16 protein-coding genes and 1 tRNA gene are annotated in these 19,505 nt (G+C 69.9%); 13 read left to right on the top strand and 4 right to left on the bottom strand.

What is annotated here, in order from left to right; translation table 11 throughout:
* The coding region (locus tag E1285_RS32060) for a M20/M25/M40 family metallo-hydrolase (protein ID WP_132158315.1) at positions 1-1,129 on the top strand (1,129 nt) is incomplete at its 5' end.
* Positions 1,130-2,307: 1,178 nt separating this feature from the next.
* Here the strand turns inward: E1285_RS32060 and E1285_RS32055 are convergent.
* Positions 2,308-2,493, bottom strand: coding sequence for a DUF5703 family protein (locus E1285_RS32055; RefSeq protein ID WP_132158314.1), 186 nt, complete (start codon positions 2,491-2,493; stop codon positions 2,308-2,310).
* A gap of 249 nt (positions 2,494-2,742) precedes the next feature.
* Between E1285_RS32055 and topA the strand changes: the two genes are divergently transcribed.
* From topA to E1285_RS32010, 9 genes are all read left to right on the top strand, one after another.
* The gene (gene topA, locus E1285_RS32050) at positions 2,743-5,451 is read left to right on the top strand and encodes a type I DNA topoisomerase (protein WP_132158313.1); all 2,709 of its coding nucleotides are present in this window, start codon (positions 2,743-2,745) and stop codon (positions 5,449-5,451) included.
* Positions 5,452-5,479: 28 nt separating this feature from the next.
* Entirely contained in the window at positions 5,480-7,570 is a 2,091-nt protein-coding gene (gene tmk, locus E1285_RS32045; RefSeq protein WP_243723188.1) for a dTMP kinase, read from the top strand.
* 27 nt (positions 7,571-7,597) lie between these two features.
* Positions 7,598-8,737 (top strand): DNA polymerase III subunit delta', encoded by a 1,140-nt coding sequence (locus E1285_RS32040; protein WP_132158312.1) that lies wholly within the window; start codon positions 7,598-7,600, stop codon positions 8,735-8,737.
* Positions 8,738-9,059: 322 nt separating this feature from the next.
* Complete coding sequence (locus tag E1285_RS32035) at positions 9,060-10,634, top strand: S8 family serine peptidase (RefSeq protein WP_243723187.1); 1,575 nt, start codon at positions 9,060-9,062, stop codon at positions 10,632-10,634.
* Between the two features lie 116 nt (positions 10,635-10,750).
* Positions 10,751-11,230: a low molecular weight protein-tyrosine-phosphatase gene (locus E1285_RS32030; protein WP_132158310.1), complete on the top strand. Its 480-nt coding sequence runs from the start codon at positions 10,751-10,753 to the stop codon at positions 11,228-11,230.
* A 5-nt stretch (positions 11,231-11,235) separates the two neighbouring features.
* A complete protein-coding gene (locus E1285_RS32025; RefSeq protein ID WP_243723189.1) occupies positions 11,236-12,123 on the top strand; it encodes a fructosamine kinase family protein in 888 nt (295 codons plus the stop codon).
* Between the two features lie 81 nt (positions 12,124-12,204).
* A complete protein-coding gene (locus E1285_RS32020) occupies positions 12,205-13,206 on the top strand; it encodes a hypothetical protein (protein WP_132158309.1) in 1,002 nt (333 codons plus the stop codon).
* A 66-nt stretch (positions 13,207-13,272) separates the two neighbouring features.
* The gene (gene ricT, locus E1285_RS32015) at positions 13,273-14,112 is read left to right on the top strand and encodes a regulatory iron-sulfur-containing complex subunit RicT (RefSeq protein WP_132158317.1); all 840 of its coding nucleotides are present in this window, start codon (positions 13,273-13,275) and stop codon (positions 14,110-14,112) included.
* 40 nt (positions 14,113-14,152) lie between these two features.
* Positions 14,153-14,689 carry a hypothetical protein gene (locus E1285_RS32010; RefSeq protein ID WP_132158308.1) on the top strand — a complete coding sequence of 179 codons (537 nt, stop codon included), beginning with the start codon at positions 14,153-14,155 and terminating at the stop codon, positions 14,687-14,689.
* A 21-nt stretch (positions 14,690-14,710) separates the two neighbouring features.
* Here E1285_RS32010 and E1285_RS32005 read toward each other — a convergent pair whose 3' ends face one another.
* On the bottom strand, positions 14,711-15,460 hold the full coding sequence (locus E1285_RS32005; protein WP_132158307.1) for a DUF427 domain-containing protein: 750 nt from the start codon (positions 15,458-15,460) through the stop codon (positions 14,711-14,713).
* A gap of 224 nt (positions 15,461-15,684) precedes the next feature.
* Between E1285_RS32005 and E1285_RS32000 the strand changes: the two genes are divergently transcribed.
* Both E1285_RS32000 and E1285_RS31995 read left to right on the top strand, forming a co-directional pair.
* A complete protein-coding gene (locus tag E1285_RS32000; RefSeq protein ID WP_132158306.1) occupies positions 15,685-17,166 on the top strand; it encodes an alpha/beta hydrolase in 1,482 nt (493 codons plus the stop codon).
* Between the two features lie 64 nt (positions 17,167-17,230).
* A tRNA-Thr gene (locus E1285_RS31995) sits at positions 17,231-17,303 on the top strand.
* Between the two features lie 125 nt (positions 17,304-17,428).
* Here E1285_RS31995 and E1285_RS31990 read toward each other — a convergent pair.
* Together E1285_RS31990 and E1285_RS31985 are read right to left on the bottom strand one after the other, a co-directional pair.
* The gene (locus tag E1285_RS31990; RefSeq protein WP_207946977.1) at positions 17,429-17,908 is read right to left on the bottom strand and encodes an NUDIX domain-containing protein; all 480 of its coding nucleotides are present in this window, start codon (positions 17,906-17,908) and stop codon (positions 17,429-17,431) included.
* Position 17,909: 1 nt separating this feature from the next.
* Positions 17,910-18,317 (bottom strand): helix-turn-helix domain-containing protein, encoded by a 408-nt coding sequence (locus E1285_RS31985; RefSeq protein WP_132158305.1) that lies wholly within the window; start codon positions 18,315-18,317, stop codon positions 17,910-17,912.
* Between the two features lie 78 nt (positions 18,318-18,395).
* Between E1285_RS31985 and E1285_RS31980 the strand changes: the two genes are divergently transcribed.
* Positions 18,396-19,235, top strand: a complete 840-nt coding sequence (locus tag E1285_RS31980) for an SDR family NAD(P)-dependent oxidoreductase (RefSeq protein WP_132158304.1) — start codon at positions 18,396-18,398, stop codon at positions 19,233-19,235.
* Positions 19,236-19,505 lie beyond the last annotated feature (270 nt).

Raw genomic sequence — 19,505 nt, 5'->3', positions numbered from 1 at the left:
GGCCAGTCTCGTGGCGAGGATCGAGGGGGAGGACCCGGGGCGGGACGCGCTGCTGCTGCACGGGCATCTCGACGTGGTGCCGGCGCAGGCGGAGGACTGGACGCGGGATCCCTTCGGGGGAGAGATCGCGGACGGGTGCGTCTGGGGCCGCGGCGCCGTGGACATGAAGGATATGGACGCGATGATCCTGGCCGTGGTGCGGCAGCGGCTCAGGGAGGGGCGCAGGCCGCCGCGGGACGTGGTGCTCGCGTTCCTGGCCGATGAGGAGGCCGGGGGCAAGTGGGGTGCGCAGTGGCTGGTGAGGGAGCATCCGGAGTTGTTCGAGGGGTGCACCGAGGCCGTCGGGGAGGTCGGGGGGTTCAGCCTGACCGTGCCCGGAGATCGGCGGATGTACCTGATCGAGACGGCGGAGAAGGGCATCGCGTGGATGAACCTGACCGCCAAGGGGACCGCGGGGCACGGGTCGATGGTGCATCCGGACAACGCGGTGACGGCGGTCGCGGCGGCGGTCGCGAGGCTGGGGTCGCACGAGTTTCCGGTGCGGTTGACGAAGTCGGTGCGTGCCTTCCTGGAGCGGGCGTGCATGGCGTACGGGGTGGAGTTCGATCCGGAAAGGCCGGAAAAGTGCCTTACGGAGATCGGCCCACTGGCGCGGATGATCGGGGCGACGCTGCGGAACACGCTCAATCCGACGCGGCTGGACGCCGGGTATAAGACGAATGTCATTCCGCAGAGTGCCACCGCACAGGTGGACGGACGGTTCCTTCCCGGATATGAGGAGGAGTTCTTCGCGGTCGTGGATGAACTGCTCGGGCCGGACGTCGAGCGGGATTTCGTCCACCATGACCAGGCGATCGAGACCGACTACGAGGGCGCGCTCGTCGCGGCGATGGAGGCGGCGCTGACCTCGGAGGACGCCGGTGCGCTGCCGGTTCCGTACTGCCTGAGCGGCGGGACGGACGCCAAGTCGTTCGCCCGGCTGGGCATGAGGTGCTTCGGCTTCGTGCCGCTGAAATTGCCCCCAGAGCTGGACTTTTCTGGAATGTTCCATGGGATCGACGAGCGCGTTCCGGTGGACGGCCTGCGTTTCGGCGTGAGGGTCCTCGATAAGTTCCTTGATCGCTCCTGAATTTGCCAACGCCAATGCGTTCCGTGGTGCTATCGTCACCGTCTGTTGAGGATGGTGTGGCGGCGGAGGTTGCCCGGTGGCGGGAGACGTGGCGAGGGTCGGGGCGGTCTCCGTCCGGCTGAAAGGGGTGGCGCCGGACGCTTCGCCCGTCCCGGAAGCGGTGCCGGGTGTGCGAGCGTCGCCCCTCCGGCTTCGCCACGGGCGGGCGGTCCGCGCGTCTTCGGTTCTGTTGCTCCGGTCGTGCGCACTGCCGCGGACGAGCCGTCCCTCGCGCCTGACCAACACCTGATCACAGGCTCCGGACACGCGCCCGTGCGGCTCGGGCGCGCCGATCCGGTCACTCGCCGTGCCCTCAGCACGGCACCCCCCAAGGCGCACGAGAACCGTGTGTCTCCCCCCGAACGAACGGAGCATCATGCGAACGCGGGCAAAAGGCACATCCCGTGCCGCGGTGCTCGCCGTGGGTTTTGTCGCCCTCGGCGTCGCCGCCATCCCGTCTCACGCTCTCGCCGACGTCACGAACGGCGGCGGATTCCTGAGCGGCGATCAGGTGAACGCACCGATCTCCGCCCCGGGTGAGATCTGCAGCAGCGCCGCCGGTCTGGCGTCCACCCAGTGTCACCTGGGCCACGGCGCCTCCTACCGGACACCCCTTCACCCGCGGACGCTCGGTCAGCAGACAAGTGCCCTCCCGAACCTGGGCGGCGTCCATTCGACGAGCACACTGCGCCAGGTGATGCCCTCCTCATCGGCCGTGGAGATGGGGAGTGCGGGTGGCTCCCTGTCGGTGAGGGCCGCTGCGGGGGAGGGGCGGGTTGTCGCGGCTCAAAGGAACGAACCCGGGGTGACGTGGACGTTCGGTGCGGCGGCGGTTCTGGCCGGGTTGGCCGGGGTGCTGAGGCTGGCGCGGAGGGTCGGGCGCCGGTGAGTTGAGGCCGCCGCGAGTCGCGCGGGCCACCGAGCCACCGGCCGCGAGCCGCGAGCCGCAGGTCGCGAGCCGCGGGCCACTGGCCGCGAGCCGGGGGCCACGAGCTACGGGCCACCGAGGTGGGGGGGCGAGACGCTTCGCCCGTCCCGGATTGCGCGGGTTCGGGGCGGGTGGAGCCTTGCCGCCAGGCAATGCACTCACGTTGCGTCATTTTTAACGTACATGGTGCTACGCTCCGGGCCGAACGGGCTCAGAGCGTGCGGACGGCGCGGATGACCTTGCGGCGGAGTTGAATACGGCGGCGGCCGTCGGGGTACAGGCGCAACCGATCGATCTCCCAGCCGCCGTGCTCCGCGTGCTCGGTCAGGATCTGCCGGGCGGTATCGCGCGTCGTGCCGCGGGGCAGTGACAGGACGAGGTAGGTGTACTGCGCCATCGCGACCATTATTACTTGGTCTACCCGGCCTGTGGCACCGTACCGTGGGCGTCCCCGTCCGCGCGGCGTCCGGCGGCATGTCATCCTGTCTGAGGCGCGCGGCGGTGAGAATCCCGTCCGGGGCGGAGCGAGGGTGTCGAGGCGGCGGAGACGACCGCGGGCATGAACGCGCCGTCCTGTGACGTTGTACCAAGCCGTAAGAAGAAGCTTGTGTAAGAAGGACCAAAAGACAGCGAGGTTGGAGCGACTGTGCCAGCCAAGAACGGCACCGCGAACAGTGGCCGGGGCAACGGCACCGGTACCCGCCTGGTGATCGTCGAGTCGCCCGCGAAGGCGAAGACGATCGCCGGGTACCTGGGTCGTGGCTACATCGTGGAGTCCAGTATCGGCCATATCCGGGACCTCCCGGGGAGCGCCTCGGAGGTGCCGGCCAAGTACAAGGGCGAGCCGTGGGCCAAGCTCGGCGTGAACGTCGAGCAGGAGTTCGAGCCCCTGTACGTCGTGAACTCCGACAAGCGGCAGCAGGTCACGAAGCTCAAGAAGCTGCTCGCCGAGGCCGACGAGCTCTACCTCGCGACGGACGAGGACCGGGAGGGCGAGGCGATCGCCTGGCACCTCCAGGAGGTTCTGAAGCCGAAGGTCCCCGTGCACCGGATGGTCTTCAACGAGATCACCAAGGACGCGATCCAGCAGGCCGCCGAGAACCCGCGGGAGCTGAACCTGCGGCTCGTGGACGCGCAGGAGACGCGCCGCATCCTGGACCGCCTCTACGGGTACGAGGTCAGCCCCGTCCTGTGGAAGAAGGTCATGCCGAAGCTGTCGGCGGGCCGGGTGCAGTCGGTGGCGACGCGGCTGGTCGTGGAGCGGGAGCGGGAGCGGATCGCGTTCGTCCCCGCCCACTACTGGGACATCGCGGCACAGTTCGGCACCGGCAAGGACGAGGAGCCGAAGGCGTTCAAGGCCGGTCTCGTGTCCGTGGACGGCAAGCGCGTGGCGCAGGGCCGTGACTTCTCGTCCGACGGCACTTTGAAGACGCGGGACGCGCTGCACCTGGACGAGGCGGCGGCGCGGGGGCTGGCCGAGCGGCTGCGCGACCGGCCGTACGAGGTCAAGTCCGTCGAGCGGAAGCCGTACACGCGCAAGCCGTACCCGCCGTTCCGGACGACGACGCTCCAGCAGGAGGCCAGCCGCAAGCTGAGCTACTCCGCGAAGTACACGATGTCGGTGGCGCAGAAGCTGTACGAGAACGGCTTCATCACCTACATGCGAACCGACTCGATCACGCTGTCGGAGACGGCGATCACGGCGGCGCGGCGGCAGGCGGCGGCGCTGTTCGGCGGCGAGTACGTGCCGGACAAGCCGCGTGTCTACGCGTCGAAGGTGAAGAACGCGCAGGAGGCGCACGAGGCGATCCGCCCGGCGGGCGACACGTTCCGTACCCCGGCGGAGACGGGCCTGCGCGGTGACCAGTTCCGGCTGTACGAGCTGATCTGGAAGCGGACGATCGCGTCCCAGATGAAGGACGCGGTGGGGCAGTCGGTGTCGATCCGCGTCACGGGCCTGTCGACGCGGGACGAGCGCGCCGAGTTCAGCGCGACCGGTAAGACGATCACGTTCTACGGGTTCCTGAAGGCGTACGTGGAGAGTGCGGACGACCCGTCCACCGACCGCGACGACCAGGAGCGGCGGCTGCCGAACCTGGCGGAGGGCGACCCGCTGACCGCGAACAGCGTGGACGCGGAGGGCCATTCGACCCGCCCGCCGGCCCGCTACACCGAGGCCAGCCTGGTCAAGGAGCTGGAGGAGCGGGAGATCGGGCGTCCTTCGACGTACGCCTCGATCATCGGGACGATCCTGGCCCGCGAGTACGTGTTCAAGAAGGGCACGGCGCTCGTCCCGTCGTTCCTGGCGTTCGCCGTGGTCAACCTGATGGAGCAGCATTTCGCGAACCTGGTCGACTACGACTTCACCGCCCACATGGAGGACGGTCTCGACGAGATCGCCCGTGGTGAGGCGGAGGGGGTCCGCTGGCTGACGCGCTTCTACTTCGGCGCCAACGGCGAGGAGGGCCTCAAGGAGCTGGTCGGCGACATCGGCGACATCGACGCCAAGGGCGTCAGCTCCTTCCCGATCAAGGGTTCGGACATCATGGTCCGGGTCGGCCGGTACGGGTCCTACCTCGACCGGGACGGCGAGCGGGCCAACATTCCCGACGACATCCCGCCGGACGAGCTGACTGCCGAGAAGGCGGAGGAGCTGCTGGCGCAGCCGTCCGGCGACCGGGAGCTGGGGATCGACCCGGAGTCCGGGCACACGATCGTGGCCAAGTCGGGACGCTTCGGCCCCTACGTCACCGAGATCCTCCCGGAGGCGGCGCCGCCCGCGGAGGGTGAGAAGAAGAAGCGGACGAAGAAGGCCGACACGCCCAAGCCGCGAACGGGTTCTCTCTTCAAGTCGATGTCGCTCGACACGATCACGTTGGACGACGCGCTGAAGCTGCTGTCGCTGCCGCGCACGCTCGGCGAGCTGGACGGCGAGCCCGTGACGGCGCAGAACGGGCGGTTCGGCCCGTACATCAAGAGGGGCACCGACAGCCGTTCGCTCGGTTCGGAGGAGGACCTGTTCACCGTCACGCTGGAGCAGGCGAAGGAGCTGTTCGCGCAGCCGAAGCAGCGTGGGCGCCGGGCCGCGGCGGCCGCGCCGCTGCGGGAGCTGGGGAACGATCCGTCCAGCGAGAAGCCGGTCGTGGTGAAGGAGGGGCGGTTCGGCCCGTACGTCACCGACGGTGAGACGAACGCGAGCCTGCGCAAGGGCGACGAGGTCGAGTCGATCACGATCCAGCGCGCCGCGGAGCTGCTCGCGGAGCGTCGTGAAAAGGTGGCCGAGGGCGGCGGGAAGAAGAAGCCGGCGAAGAAGCCGGCAACGCGTCGCCGAACCTCCGCAAAGTCCGGCTCCTAGGGACATCCACGCCGATACCCTGACCGACATGACCAGAACGGGCGCATCCCGGCCGCACCCCGCAGCGTCACCGCCGCCGGGCGTTTCGCCACAAATGTCGTATCCGCGGGTCGGTTCGTTCCGGCGGCTGCGGCTGGCGCTGTCGCTGTCCGGCCTCGGGCTGTGGCTCGCCGTCCCGGCGCTGACCGCGATGGCCGCGATGCTGACGCGCGACGACGACGCCGCTACCCGCGCTCAGGCGGTCGGCGGCGTGCTGGCCGTGATGCTGCTTCCGGCGGTGCTGCTCGCACCGCTCGGCGGCATGCTCGCCGCCCGCGTCGACCGGCGGCTCATGCTGATCATCGCCGACGCGCTGCGGCTGGTGATCGTCGTGACGGTGCCGCTCGTGGACGTCCTGCCGTGGACGCTGGCGGCGGCGTTCCTCGTCGCCTGCCTGGGCCTGCTGTGGACGCCGACCGCGCGTGCGTCGCTGCCCGCGATGTTCCCGGACGAGGAGCGGCGCGCCCGTGCCCGCCGCACGGCGAACCGCGTCCTGTTCGGCCCGGCCCCGGTCGCGGCGGTGCTGTTCGCCGTCCTCGCCCTCGTCGGGGACGCGACGCTCGGCCGCGGCTCCCGCGCCGACCTCGCCCTGTACGTGACCGCCGCCGTGTTCCTCGCCTCGGCCGCCGCCGTCGCCATGATCCGCGAGATCCCGGCGGAGCGGCCGAACCCGGTGCCCGCGCCGCTGAAGTCGCTCTTCCAGGGCCCCGGGACGGCCGCCGCGCGCGGTATCGGCCTGGCAGTCGCCGCAGCGTCCCTCACGGCGGGCGCCGTCGTCGCCGTCGCCAGGGTCCACACCGGCGAACTCGGCGGCGGGGACGCGGGCTACGGCAGCGTCCTCATCGGTCTCACGCTGGGCCTCGGCTTCGGGTTGTTCCTCGGGCCCCGCGCCCTCGTCCCGTTCAGCCGCCGCCGGCTCCTGGGCCTCGCGGTGATCGCCGCCGCGCTCGCGCTGGTCGTGATCGCCCTCGTCCAGAACCTCGTGGTCGTCGTGTTCGTGACCGGGTTCCTCGGCGTGTTCGCCGGGGCGGCCTGGTCGACCGGCACCGCCGCGCTCACCGACCCGGACACGCCGGAGGACACCCGCCCGTCCGCGTACCTGCGCTCGGTCGCCGCCGTCACCGCCGTGGTCGCGTTCGCCGCCGTCCCCCTGATCGCCGGGGCGGTCGGCTCGCACCGCATCGAACTCGGCGGCGCCGTCTACGACGCCGACGGGTCGGGCGCCGCGCTGCTCATCGCGGCCGTCCTCGCGCTGCTGACGAGCCTCGTCGCGTACAAGCGGCTGGACGACCGGCGCGGCATCCCGCTCGTCCCCGACCTGCGCGCGGCGCTGCACGGCGAGACCTACACGCCGCCGGAGCAGGCCGCCGCGGCGGCGTCGCAGCAGCAGCAGCCCGTCCGCCGCGAGCGCGGCGTGTTCATCGCGTTCGAGGGCGGGGAGGGCGCCGGGAAGACCACCCAGGCGCGCCTCGCGGCGATCTGGCTCCGCGACCACGGCTACGACGTCGTCACCACGCACGAGCCCGGCGCCACCAAGATCGGGATGCGGCTGCGGGCGATGCTGCTCGACCGCGACACCACCGGCCTGTCCGACCGCGCCGAGAGCCTGCTGTACGCCGCCGACCGCGCTGACCACGTCGCCAACGTGATCAAGCCCGCGATGGAGCGGGGGGCGATCGTGGTCAGCGACCGGTACGTCGACTCGTCGCTCGCCTACCAGGGCTTCGGGCGGCGGCAGGCCGTCGAGGACATCGCCCGCGTCAACGCCTGGGCCACCGGCGGCCTCGTCCCGGACCTGACCGTCCTGATGGAGGTGCCGCCGCAGACGGGCCTCGGCCGGCTGTCCGCCCCGGCCGACCGGATCGAGTCGGAGTCGCAGGACTTCCACGAACGTGTCCGCGCCGGCTTCCGCGCCCTCGCAGACGCCGACCCGGACCGCTACCTGCTCGTGGACGCGAGCCGCCCGCAGAGCGAGCTGAGCCGCGAGATCCAGTACCGCATCCGTGAGATCCTCCCCGACCCCGTCCCCGCCGGGACGGAAGACGCCACCAGCACCTTCCCGGCCATCAGGGACTTCTAGCGGGCGCCGGGGCTTAGCCTTTCTGTCATGAGCGTGTGGAATGACCTGGTGGGGCAGGAGCCCGTCGTCGCGCAGCTGTCGGCGGCCGCGGAGGGGACGGGCGGCCTGGCGCACGCGTGGCTGTTCACCGGGCCTCCCGGTTCCGGCCGCGTCGCCGGGGCGCGGGCCTTCGCCGCGGCGTTGCAGTGCGCGGAGACGCCGCGGGGCTGCGGGCACTGCGCCTCGTGCCACCAGGTTCTCCAGGGGACGCACGCGGACGTGGAGGTCGTCCGTCCTGCGGGCCTGTCGTACGGGGTGAAGGAGACCCGCGCGCTGGTGCTGCGGGCGGCGTCGTCGCCGAGCATGGGCCGCTGGCAGGTCGTGCTGTTCGAGGACGCCGACCGGGCCACGGAGGCGGCCGCGAACGCGCTGCTGAAGGCGATCGAGGAGCCGCCGCCGCGGACGGTGTGGCTGCTGTGCACGCCGTCCCCGGACGACCTGCTGGTGACGATCAGGTCGCGGTGCCGGCTGGTGACGCTGCGGACGCCGCCGATCGACGCGGTCGCGGACGTCCTCGTCCTGCGGGACGGCGTGGACCGGGACACCGCCGACGTGGTGGCGCGGGCCGCGCAGGGCCACATCAGCCGGGCCCGGCGGCTGGCGACCGACCCCGAGGCGCGGCGGCGCCGGGCCGAGGTGCTGGAGGTGCCGCGCCGGCTGACGTCGGTCGGCCCGGCCGTGATGGCGGCGGAGGCGCTGGTCAAGGCGGCCGAGGCGGAGGCGAAGGCGCAGGCGGAGGAGCTGAACGAGACGGAGACGTCCGCGCTGCGGCAGGCGCTCGGCGAGAGCGCCAAGGGCCGGATGCCGAGGGGGACGGCCGGCGCGCTCAAGGACCTTGAGGATCGGCAGAAGTCGCGGGCGACGCGGGTCAAGCGTGACGCCCTGGACCGGACGCTGCTCGACCTGGCGTCCTACTACCGGGACGTGCTCACCCTCCAGCTCGGGGCGGGCAGCGACCTCGTGAACACCGAACTGGGCCCGGAACTGCGGACGGCCGCGCAGAACGGCCGCCCAGAGGACACCCTCAACCGGCTGGACGCCATCATGGCGTGCCGGGAGCGGCTGGAGGCGAACGTCAATCCGCTGCTGGCGGTGGAGGCGCTCACCCTCGCCCTGCGAACCGGATGATCGCCGCCCTGCGGAACCGGATGATCGCTCTACGCGCCGGATGATAAGCGGCCTTACAAGCCCTTACAGGAACTGGTCCCATTCGTTACATCCCCGTACGCGACTCTCAACAACAACGCGCGTAACGTCGCTTGGCTGATCAACGAACGAACCGGGCTATCCCCCCAAACAGCCAGGAGGTTCTGTTTTGCGGCGAGCGTTGATATCCGCGGCGTGCGCGGTCACCACAGTGACGGCCCTCGCGGTCCCGGCGTCTGCGGCTCCGGCTCCATCGCCCGCGAAGGGTGAGGCGTCGGAGTACGTCGTCCTTTACAAGGAGGGCGTGTCCGTCCGCCGGGCTCACCACGCGGTGAGAGAGGCCGGTGGCAAGGTCGTCCACGAGAACCGCGATGTGGGCGTCGCGACCGTCCGTTCGGAGAATCCGCAGTTCATCCGCGCGGTGATGCGTGAAAGGGCCCTGGAGGGGGCCGCGCACAACCGGGTCATCGGCGAGGCGCCGAAGACGTCGAAGAAGAAGGCCGCGAAGGTCGAGGAGATCGTCGGGACCAGATCCACGGTCTCGCTCGCGGGGAAGCCGTCCAAGGACACCGAGCCGCTGGCCGGCCTCCAGTGGGACATGAAGCAGATCCACGCGACCGAGGACGGCTCCTACAAGAAGGAGCCGGGCGACAAGCGCGTGCTGGTCGGCATCCTCGACACTGGCGTGGACGGCGACCACCCCGACGTCAAGCCGAACTTCAACCGCAAGCTGAGCCGCAACTTCACCCGCGACATCCCGACCGACGGCAACGGCGACGAGCTCGACGGGCCATGCGAGTTCGAATCGTGCGTCGACCCCAACGACTGGGACGACAACGACCACGGCACGCACGTCGCGTCCACCATCGCCTCACCTCGCAACGGGCTGGGCATCGCGGGCGTCGCGCCGGACGTGTCGCTCGTGAACCTGCGCGTCGGCCAGGACTCCGGCTACTTCTTCCTGCAGCCGACCGTCGACGGCCTCACGTACGCGGCCAAGAGAGGCATCGACGTCGTCAACATGAGTTATTACGTTGACCCATGGTTGTGGAACTGCGGCAACAACCCCGCCGACAGCCCCGAGGACCAGCTGGAGCAGCGCACCATCATCAAGGCGACGCAGCGGGCGCTGGACTTCGCGCACGAGCGGGGCGTCACGCTCGTCTCCGCCGCAGGCAACGACCTCGTCGACTACACCAAGACGAACACCGACTCCGGCAGCCCGGGTTTCCCGTCCAGGCCGGGCGAGGAGCCGTACGAGCGGACGATCCCGCCGAGCTGCGTGTCGATGCCGTCCGAGGGCGACCACGTCATCCCGGTGTCGTCGACCGGCCCGAGCGGCCGCAAGTCGTTCTACAGCAGCTTCGGCAACGGCTACGTCGCGGTGGCGGCGCCCGGCGGCGACAAGGTCGACACCCCCGACCAGCGTCCCGACGACAGCGCCGGCATCTGGGCCGCCTACCCGGAGCGGCTCGCCAAGGCCCGCGGCGAGCTGAACGCCGACGGGACGCCCAAGGTGCCGTACGTCATCCAGAGCTGCAAGGGCGACGACTGCGCGTACTACCAGTCGATCCAGGGCACCTCGATGGCGTCGCCGCACGCCGTCGGCGTCGCCGCGCTCATCGTCAGCAAGTACGGGCACCGGGACCGCCGCCACGGCGGCCTCACGCTCAGCCCGCGCTTCGTCGAGCGCGCCCTGCGCGGCACCGCCACCGCCAAGGCGTGCCCGAGTCCCCGGACCGTCGAGTACGTCTGGTACAGCCAGTCGGACGGTGAGTGGGAGAAGAACACCTCGACGCAGACCTGTGAAGGCTCCAAGAGGCAGAACGGGTTCTTCGGCAACGGCATCGTGGACGCGCTGAACGCCGTCACGCGCTGACCCTGTCCGTCCGGTACCCACCCCAGGACGCGGCCCCCGGTTTCCAGCCGGGGGCCGCGTTCTTTGCCCGGCGGCGCGTCGAGGTGGGCCCGCGCCGTCTCGGGCATGATGAAGGCATGTCGTACCGAGTCACATTCGTCTGCACTGGCAACATCTGCCGTTCCCCGATGGCCGAATGGGTCCTGCGCCACCACGTCGAGGAGGAGGGGATGGACGTCGAGGTGGACAGCTCCGGGACAGGCAACTGGCATGTGGGCGGCGAGGCCGACGAACGGACGGTCGCCACGCTGAACGGGGCGGGATACCGGTCCGCGCACATCGCCCGGCAGTTCGAGGAGAGCTGGTTCGGCCGCTACGACCTGATCCTGGCGCTGGACGAGGGCCATCTGCGGGCGCTGCGGTCGATGGCACCGGACGAGGACGCGCGCGGCAAGATCCGGCTGCTGCGCGAGTTCGACCCGGACGCGGGCCCTGACCTGGACGTCCCCGACCCCTACTACGGCGGCCGTGACGGGTTCGACCTCGTCCTACAGCAGGTGGAGGCGGCGATGCCGGGCCTCCTGGAGGAGATCCGTGCCGCGCTCAAGGACGGTTGAGCCTGGTGCGGGACGGGCTTGAACGGCTCCTCGGAACGGAAGTCGACCGCCTGAGCGACCTTGGTTCCAGCCACTCCTGGACGTTGCACCGGGCGTCCCTGGCCGACGGCCGCGAGGTGTTCGTGAAGGCGGCGTCCGGCTCGTTCCGGGAGGACGACCCCTCAGACCGCCTGGGGAACGCCTCTGGTGCGGGGGTGTTCGCGGCGGAGGCGGCGGGGCTGCGCTGGCTGGGCGAGGCGGGACCCGGGACGCCCGTCCCCGAGGTGGTCGCCGCGGACGACCACGTGCTCGTCCTGCCGTGGCTGCCGTCCGCGTCGCCGTCCCCGTCCACCGCCGAGCGCCTCGGACGCGAACTGGCCGCCCTGCACACCGGCGCCCGTCCGCGGACCTACGGGGCGCCCTGGGACGGCTTCATCGCCGACCTCCCGCTCGACAACACCCGGGACGACCGCGACTGGCCCCGCTGGTACGCCGAGCGCCGCCTCGAACCGTTCCTGCGCTTGGGCGCGCGGCACCTCTCGTCCGGCGACGTGCGCCTGATCGAGCGGGTGATCGCGGACGTCGAGGAGCTCGCCGGGCCGCCGGAGCCGCCGAGCCGCGTCCACGGCGACCTGTGGTCGGGCAACGTCCAGTGGACCGGCGACCGGGCGATGCTGATCGACCCGGCGGCGCACGGCGGCCACCGCGAGACCGACCTGGCGATGATGGCGCTGTTCGGGACACCGCATCTGGAACGGATCCTCGCCGCCTACGACGACGCCGCGCCGCTGGCGGACGGGTGGCGCGCACGGGTCCCGTTGCACCAGGTGCATCCTCTCCTCGTGCATGTGGCGCTCTTCGGGGCGTCGTATCGTGCATCGTTGGTCGAGGCCGCGCGGGCGGCGCTCGGCTGAACGCCCGGCTGTTTGTGGCGATGTAGATGAGATAGAAACGACGGGTTACGGGCAACGGAAGGGCAGGTGCGGGGCGACCCCATGGACGACAGGCGCGAGGACCCACCCCCCGGGAAGAGTCTCGGCTCCTGGAGGGGCCTCGTCCCCATCGGCGTCGCCGCCGCCGCGGCGCTGTTCATCGGCGGGACCGTCGACGTGGTGCAGAGCCGCCAGCGCGACGCCAAGAAGGAGGAGGCCAAGGCCGCCGTCGGCTCCGAGGAGGCCAAGGCCCGCTTCGTCGTCGGCGTCACCGCGTCCGGTGGCGCTCTCGTCGTCCGCGACGTCGAGACCGGCGCCGGCGTCGGACTTCCCGTCGCCGCTCCGGAGGGACGCCGATTCCAGCGCGTCGCCGCGGTGAAGGACGGCTCCTACATCGTCGCGTCCTACGCGGGCGGGGAGGTCACGTTCCACCGCCTCCACCTGGGCGGGGAGGGGCGTCCCAAGGACATGCAGGACATTCCGAAAGCCACGGTCCCGGGCAAGTCCACCAAATGGTCGGAACTCGCGGTGAGCCCCGACGGTGAACGCATCGCCTACGTCACCTACCAAGGCGCCCGTGGCCGCGTGGACGTCGTCTCCGCCTCGACAGGTACCCACAAGGTGTGGACGACCAAGTCGTCCGGCCGCATAGGCAGCCTCTCGTGGTCCGGGGCCACGCTCTCGTTCGTCTGGGGCCCAGTCCGCTCCGTCGGCGGCGAACTCAAGGAGACCAAGCACGAGGTCCGCACGCTCGATACCGGCGGCGCCACCGGGGACCTGAAGCTGAGCAAGGCCGTCCTGACCCTCCCCAAGGGCAGCAACAGAGCGATCCTGAAGGGCGACACCATCGTCGCCGGGATCGTGAAGAACTCCCAGCTCACCCTCCAGTCGTACACACTGGAAGGCAAGCCCGGCCAGGTCCTGTGGCAGCAGCCGGTGAAGGGCGAACTCACCGATCTTGACGCCGACCCCACGGGCAACGATTTTCTCGCCACCGCAGGTGACCTCTACACAGAAGGCGCAAAGGCCGTCCCCGGAGAGGACCTTGCCGACGCCTCCTGGTGAGCGCCCCCGCCCGGAACACCTAAAGTGGGTCGCACGAAACCGGGCGAACGGAGCGAAACCGTGGGCATGGTGATGGCAGTCAGCTTCACCCGGTACGGCCGGCTCTACTACCTGGACCCCGGCCCGCACACACCGCAGGTCGGCGACAAGGTCCTGGTCCCCACCGACTCGGGCCCCGAGGTCGCCGAGTGCGTGTGGGCGCCGCAGTGGGTCTCCGACGACATCGGCGGCCTCCCCGAATGCGCCGGCCCCGCGACCGACGAGCACCTCGCCCGCGACGAGGCCAACCGCCGCCGCCGCGCCGAGGGCCGCTCGACGGCCAAGCGCCTCATCCGCAAGCACGAACTCCCGATGAAGGTCATCGGCGTCGACTACCTCGACACCGACAACATCTTCAAGATCTACTTCACCGCGCCGCACCGCGTCGACTTCCGTGCCCTCGTCCGCGACCTGGCCCGCGGCATCAAGGCCCGCGTCGAGCTCCGCCAGGTCGGCCCGCGCGACGAGGCCCGCCTCCAGGGCGGCATCGGCCCCTGCGGCCGCGACCTGTGCTGCGCCACGTTCCTCAAGGACTTCGAGCCCGTCTCCGTCCGCATGGCGAAGGAGCAGGACCTCCCCGTCAACCCCCTCCGCATCGCCGGCGCCTGCGGCCGCCTGATGTGCTGCCTCAAGTACGAGCACCCGCTCTACGTCAAGGCGCACGAAACGATGCCCGCCCTCGGCTCGCGCGTGGACACCCCCAACGGTCCGGGCCAGGTCGTCGGACGCAACGTCCCCTCGGACAAGGTCACCGTCCGCCTCAACAGCGGCGGCCGCTGCTCCTGCCCCTCCGCCTCGACCTGCTCCCCCCGCCAGCAACACGACGCGGCGTACAACCCGGACCCACCCGACGACCCCGCAACCTGAACACGGAGGCGACCGGGGGACAAGCGGGAGGTGACCGGGGATGGAATCCGGCGAAGTGTACGAGGTTCGCTACGGGCCGACGCTGAAGAACGTGGCCATGCTGGTCGGGAGCATCGTCCTCACGATCGGATGCCTGCTGCCGGAAGTACCGCTGATCATCCGTGTGCCCGGCGTTGCGCTCTTCGGGGTGGGGAGCTTTGTGTTCCTCGCCTTCATGTTCGTGCGCCGGGTCGCCTTTCGCGTGGACGCCCAGGGCATCACCGTGGCGGGTAACCCGCTGAGGTATCGGACCTCGTTGCTGTTCGTCCCGTGGTCGGAAGTGGAAGCCGTCGTCCTCTGGAAGCAGCACTCCGCCAGCAACCTGCCCCACGTAGGGGTCAAGCGGTACAAGGACAGTCCCGAACACCAACAGGGTGGACGCGGCAGCCGTCTAGTTCTGCGCGCCGTGGCCCCCCATGTCCCCGTTGAGATCGTCCTATCCAGCCGGGCGGTCAACGGCTGGCGCCTGAACCGCGACCGCCTGGCCTCCGCGGTGGCGCACTTCGCCCCGGACACCGAAGTCGTCGACCTGGGCTGAACCGACGAGACCCCCGCGTCCTCAGAAATGCGTCTTAGGCCGCTCCTGGAGGACGCCGTCGACGTAGATGTCGACCTTTTCGCTGTAGAAGCAGACCAGACTCGCGATCTTGCGGCTCTCGTCCAGCGGAGCCCGATACGACCAGGCGAGATCCTCGTGAACGCGGCCACCGGCACGCACCGACCAGTACTCCGCGGTGCCCTTGTACGGGCAATGCGTCGCCGTGCCGGTGTGTTCGAGCAGATCCATCCGGACATGCGTCTTCGGCAGGTAGTAGCGCACCGGCAGGCCCGTCTCGAACAGCAGCCGGGCACTGGACGACTCCGCGACCGTCAACCCGTCCACCTCGACCCGCACATGCCGCGACGACGCCAGGACATCGACGCGCGTGTACGGGCTGCGCGGATGGACGAAGACCTCCTCGTCCTCCTCGAACCAGGCGTCCATCGCGTCCCAGTCCAGACGCACCAGGCCGCGCAGTTCCTCGACGGGCGACTCGGCATACCGGAGCGCGGCACCGGTGGCCTGCGCGCCGTCCACCTTCACCGTGTAGGCGGTCGAGTCGCCCCGGCTCGGCGAACGCTTGCCGGGCCCGTCCTCGATCAGCTCCGCCCGCACGTCCGCCGCCGGGAAGTAGTAAGTCGGGTAGTAGGGGATCTCCCAGACGAGCGATGCCGCCGTGGTGTCGGCCACCAGATGACCGCCGAGATAAGCCCTGACGCGCTTGCCGCTCTCCTCGATCCGGACGCCGGTCTTCCGCGAAGTACTCATGCTCGGGCAACCACGCCTCCCACCCACCTATTTCGGCGCGCCAGGACGACTTCGCTACCGCTGTACGCCGCGAGAACTTCGAGCAGGGTTCGCAGCCCCGACGGCATCGAACACGAATACGGAAGGAAGTAGCCCCCGGCCATCGCGCCGACGTAGCGTAGGCGGCGGCGTACGTGCCGCTACGACGAGACGGGGTCCAGGTGCGGGCAGCAAGGTTCATCAGCGTGGCCGGCGTGCTGGCGCTCACGACGGCCATCGGGTGCAGCGGCGACCCCGACAAGGAGGCGACGGCATCGGCGACCGTCCCGTCCGGGCTCGAATCGTTCTACGGCCAGAAACCGTCCTGGAAGGACTGCGAGAACGGGTTCGAGTGCGCGACCGTCCAGGTGCCCCTGGACTACTCCAAGCCGTCCGGCGAGAAGGTCGGCATCTCCGTCATCAGGCTCCCCGCCGAGGACAACTCCGAACGGATCGGCTCACTGCTCACCAATCCGGGCGGCCCCGGCGGTTCCGGGGTGAACTTCATCCGTCAGGCTGCCCGCTCCTTCGGCCACGACCTGCGCCGCCGCTTCGACATCGTCGGCTTCGACCCCCGCGGCGTGGCCGCCAGCGACCCGGTCAAGTGCAACACCGGCGCCCAGCTCGACGACTTCTTCGCCACCGACGCCTCACCGGACAACGAGCAAGAGACCCAGGACCTCGGCACCGAGGGCAAGGAGTTCGCCCAGAACTGCGACTCCAAGGCCTCGGCCAAGCTTCCCCACGTGGGCACAGTCAGCGCCGCCCGTGACATGGACGTCCTCCGCGCCGCCCTGGGCGACGACAAGCTCAACTACTACGGCGCCTCCTACGGCACCTACCTGGGCGCCTTCTACGCCGAACAGTTCCCCAAGAACGTTCGTGCCATGGCCCTGGACGGCGCCGTCGACCCCACCTTGTCCGCGACCGACCTCCTGATCGAGCAGGCCAAGGGCTTCGAGACGGCCCTGCGCGCGTTCGCCGACGACTGCGTCAAGACAGGCTGCCCCTTCGGCGACTCCCCCGACGCGGTCATCAAGACGATCTCGTCCTTCCTCGCCAAGACGGACAAGGAACCGCTCAACAGCACCAAGGACGACCGCAAGGTCACCGAGTCCCTCGCCGTGATGGGCATAGCCAGGTCCCTCTACGTCAAGGAGTACTGGCCCGTCCTGCGCCAAGCCCTCACCCAGGCCATCCAGGACTCCGACGGCACGACCCTCCTCACCCTCGCGGACGAGATGGTCGAACGCCAACCGGACGGCACCTACAGCAACCAGACCGACGCCAACATGGCCATCAACTGCGTCGACAAACCGGCGCCCCCGGACCTCGCCACCTACGGCAAGGCCGCCGCTGAGGCCGAGAAGTCCGCCCCCCGCTTCGGCCCCTTCGTCGTCTGGGGCGGCCTCCCATGCGTCTACTGGCCCGCCCAGACCGAAAAGCAGCCCCAACCCATCGCCGCCAAGGGCGCCGCCCCGATCCTCGTCATCGGAACCACCCGCGACCCCGCCACGCCCTACAAGTGGTCGGAGAACCTCGCCGACCAGCTCTCCAGCGGCGTCCTCCTCACCTTCGACGGCGACGGCCACACCGCCTACCTGCAAGGAAACCCCTGCATCACCAAGGCCACCGACGACTACCTGATCTCCGCCGAGCCGCCCGAGAACGGCACCACCTGCACCTGAATAACCAGTGCGCACCCACCCCGCCGGACCCGGTAGACTTCATCCCGCCGTGCCCGCACGGCGCGCCGCCTTAGCTCAGTCGGCAGAGCGATTCACTCGTAATGAATAGGTCATCGGTTCGATTCCGATAGGCGGCTCCCACGTCAGAAGCCCCTTCCGATCATGGAAGGGGCCTCTTTGCTGACAGGCTTGCTAACAGCGGCATCTGCCCCGCCGGAGACGGCCCCTCTTTGTTCCTCGTCTGAGGGCGAGCGTACGGCTGTTACTGCCGGTCGTCAGTCACGGTGTCCCATCGGGGGTTGATGCCGCCCAGCCAGGCATCCTGATCGTCAGCCAGGGGTTCTCTCAGGGGCAGCGGCAGGAAATGGCAGGCGAAGATCAGGCCCGCGTCGTCCCCATCGCCGTACACCTCGTGGTTCCACGCATCTGCCGTGGTCGCGGACGTCCGGAGATGGAAGTAGGTGGTCCTGCGCGGCCGGCGGGTGTCGGGATGCGGCTTGCTCTCCACGACGATCTGCCCGACCACGGAGACGGTGCGCAGCCCAGTCTCTTCGAAGACCTCGCGCAAGACGGCTCGCTCCAGATCCTCATCGGGATGGACGCCTCCGGCGGGGACCTGGGTGCCGGCTTGAGGCATGCCGACGTGGTCGAAGACAAGGAGTTCCGGAACAGCCCGCTCCCTGATCACGTAGGCGGCCACGCGGATCGTCTCGTCCAGGGGGAGCGGTCTCGTCCTCGGCACGTCAGGTCGCCGAGTGCCGGGAACGGGCCTGGTTGATCTCGTCCTCGTGGCGGACGGCCCAGTCGGCCAGCGTCGACAGCGGTTCCAGCAGCGTGCGGCCGAGCGGGGTCAGGCTGTATTCGACACTGGGCGGCACCGTCGGGTGAACCTCGCGCCGTACCAGCCCGTCGGCCTCCAGGCTTCGCAGGGTACGGGTCAGCATGCGCTGGCTGATGCCCTCGATGGCGCGATGCAGTTCGTTGTACCGGTGCGGACGCGTCCCGAGCAGGATCACCAGGAGCATGCTCCACTTGTCGCCCACTCGCCGGAACACGTCACCGACCGGACACGCGGCCAACTCGTCGGCGGGCACCGGGCGGGGTAGTCCGTGCGCCAGCACGGAAGGAACACCGGTGTTCGTACCGGACATGAAACTGCCTTCTTTCGTCCTCCGACCGGGGCGGCCCATGATCGGACCTGCTGCCCTTCGACCCTAAGGAGTGACACCATGCCCGACCAACCGTCCAAGACCGTCATCATCAGCGGCGGTACCACCGGGATGGGCCGGGCGGTCGCCCTCGCACAACTGGCCAGGGGCAACCACGTCACCGTGATCGGCAGCAACGAGGCGAGGGGACGCGCACTGGTGGACCAGGCCGCCGACCCCAACCTCCGGTTCCTGCGCGCGGACCTGTCCTCGATCGCCGAGGTCGAACGGGTCGTCGCTCACGTCCACGAACATCACCAGGCCGTTGACGCGCTGGCGCTGTTCGCCAACCGGATCAGTCCCAAACGCGAGGCGACCCCGGACGGGCTGGAGTTCACCTTCGCCCTGTACTACCTGAGCCGCTATCTGCTGGGCCACCGGCTACTTCCACTTCTCGACGCCGCGCCCAATCCCGTGGTCATCAACGTTGCCGGTGTCGGCAACACCGCAGGACGGATCTTCTGGGACGACCCGCAGTTGACGCGCCGCTACAGCCAGGTGCGCGCCCAGCTCCAGGCAGGCCGGGCGAACGACCTGCTCGGCGTAGCGTTCGCCGGTCAGGTGGAGAGCAAGGTCCGCTACGTCCTCTACCATCCGGGATTCACCCGCAGCGGAGCCGACGCCCACCCGAACCCGCTCATCCGAAACTCGATCAAACTGCTGGCGAGGTTCTTCGCCCGCCCCGTCGCCGACTCGGTCCGGCCGATCACCGGATGGATCGACCGCCCGCCTGCGGAGCCGCTATCCGCGACCGACCGCGGCAAGCCCGTCGACCTGTCCTTGAAGACCCTGAACCCCGACGACGCCGCCCGCCTCGCCACCTACACCGAAGACCTCCTGCACAGCCGCACTCCCCGCTAGATGTACTCAGCCACGAGGTTGGTGACACGCCCGCCGTGGTGGTTGGTCGATGAGAGGACCTCCGAGTGCGGTGGAGATAGCCGTCTTCACCCGTCTCGGAGGTCTTCATGGGCCACGCTAAGTGCACGCCTGACGTTCCCCGGCCGCCGTCTGCTGGTCGAGCCTGTCCGTGACCGGGGACACCCGGACGCTCGCCTGCCGTGGCCAGACCAGTCACCACAGTGGTCGAACCCTGGGCATCGCGACCCCCATGCCCGCGCCCCCACTCTC

Source organism: Actinomadura sp. 7K507, assembly GCF_004348425.1.
In the GTDB taxonomy this organism is placed as follows: Bacteria; Actinomycetota; Actinomycetes; order Streptosporangiales; family Streptosporangiaceae; genus Spirillospora.
Note: the sequence above shows the minus strand (reverse complement) of the source record. Positions and strands in the feature narration are given on the sequence as shown.

Excerpts from the sequence above, each read along its gene's own strand:
- E1285_RS32010 (WP_132158308.1), top strand. The coding sequence starts at position 14,153 with ATGGAATCCGGCGAAGTGTACGAGGTTCGCTACGGGCCGACGCTGAAG.
- E1285_RS32005 (WP_132158307.1), bottom strand. The coding sequence starts at position 15,460 with ATGAGTACTTCGCGGAAGACCGGCGTCCGGATCGAGGAGAGCGGCAAG.
- ricT (WP_132158317.1), top strand. The coding sequence starts at position 13,273 with ATGGTGATGGCAGTCAGCTTCACCCGGTACGGCCGGCTCTACTACCTG.
- E1285_RS32040 (WP_132158312.1), top strand. The coding sequence starts at position 7,598 with ATGAGCGTGTGGAATGACCTGGTGGGGCAGGAGCCCGTCGTCGCGCAG.
- E1285_RS31980 (WP_132158304.1), top strand. The coding sequence starts at position 18,396 with ATGCCCGACCAACCGTCCAAGACCGTCATCATCAGCGGCGGTACCACC.
- E1285_RS32055 (WP_132158314.1), bottom strand. The coding sequence starts at position 2,493 with ATGGCGCAGTACACCTACCTCGTCCTGTCACTGCCCCGCGGCACGACG.
- tmk (WP_243723188.1), top strand. The coding sequence starts at position 5,480 with ATGACCAGAACGGGCGCATCCCGGCCGCACCCCGCAGCGTCACCGCCG.
- E1285_RS31985 (WP_132158305.1), bottom strand. The coding sequence starts at position 18,317 with ATGTCCGGTACGAACACCGGTGTTCCTTCCGTGCTGGCGCACGGACTA.
- E1285_RS32030 (WP_132158310.1), top strand. The coding sequence starts at position 10,751 with ATGTCGTACCGAGTCACATTCGTCTGCACTGGCAACATCTGCCGTTCC.
- E1285_RS32020 (WP_132158309.1), top strand. The coding sequence starts at position 12,205 with ATGGACGACAGGCGCGAGGACCCACCCCCCGGGAAGAGTCTCGGCTCC.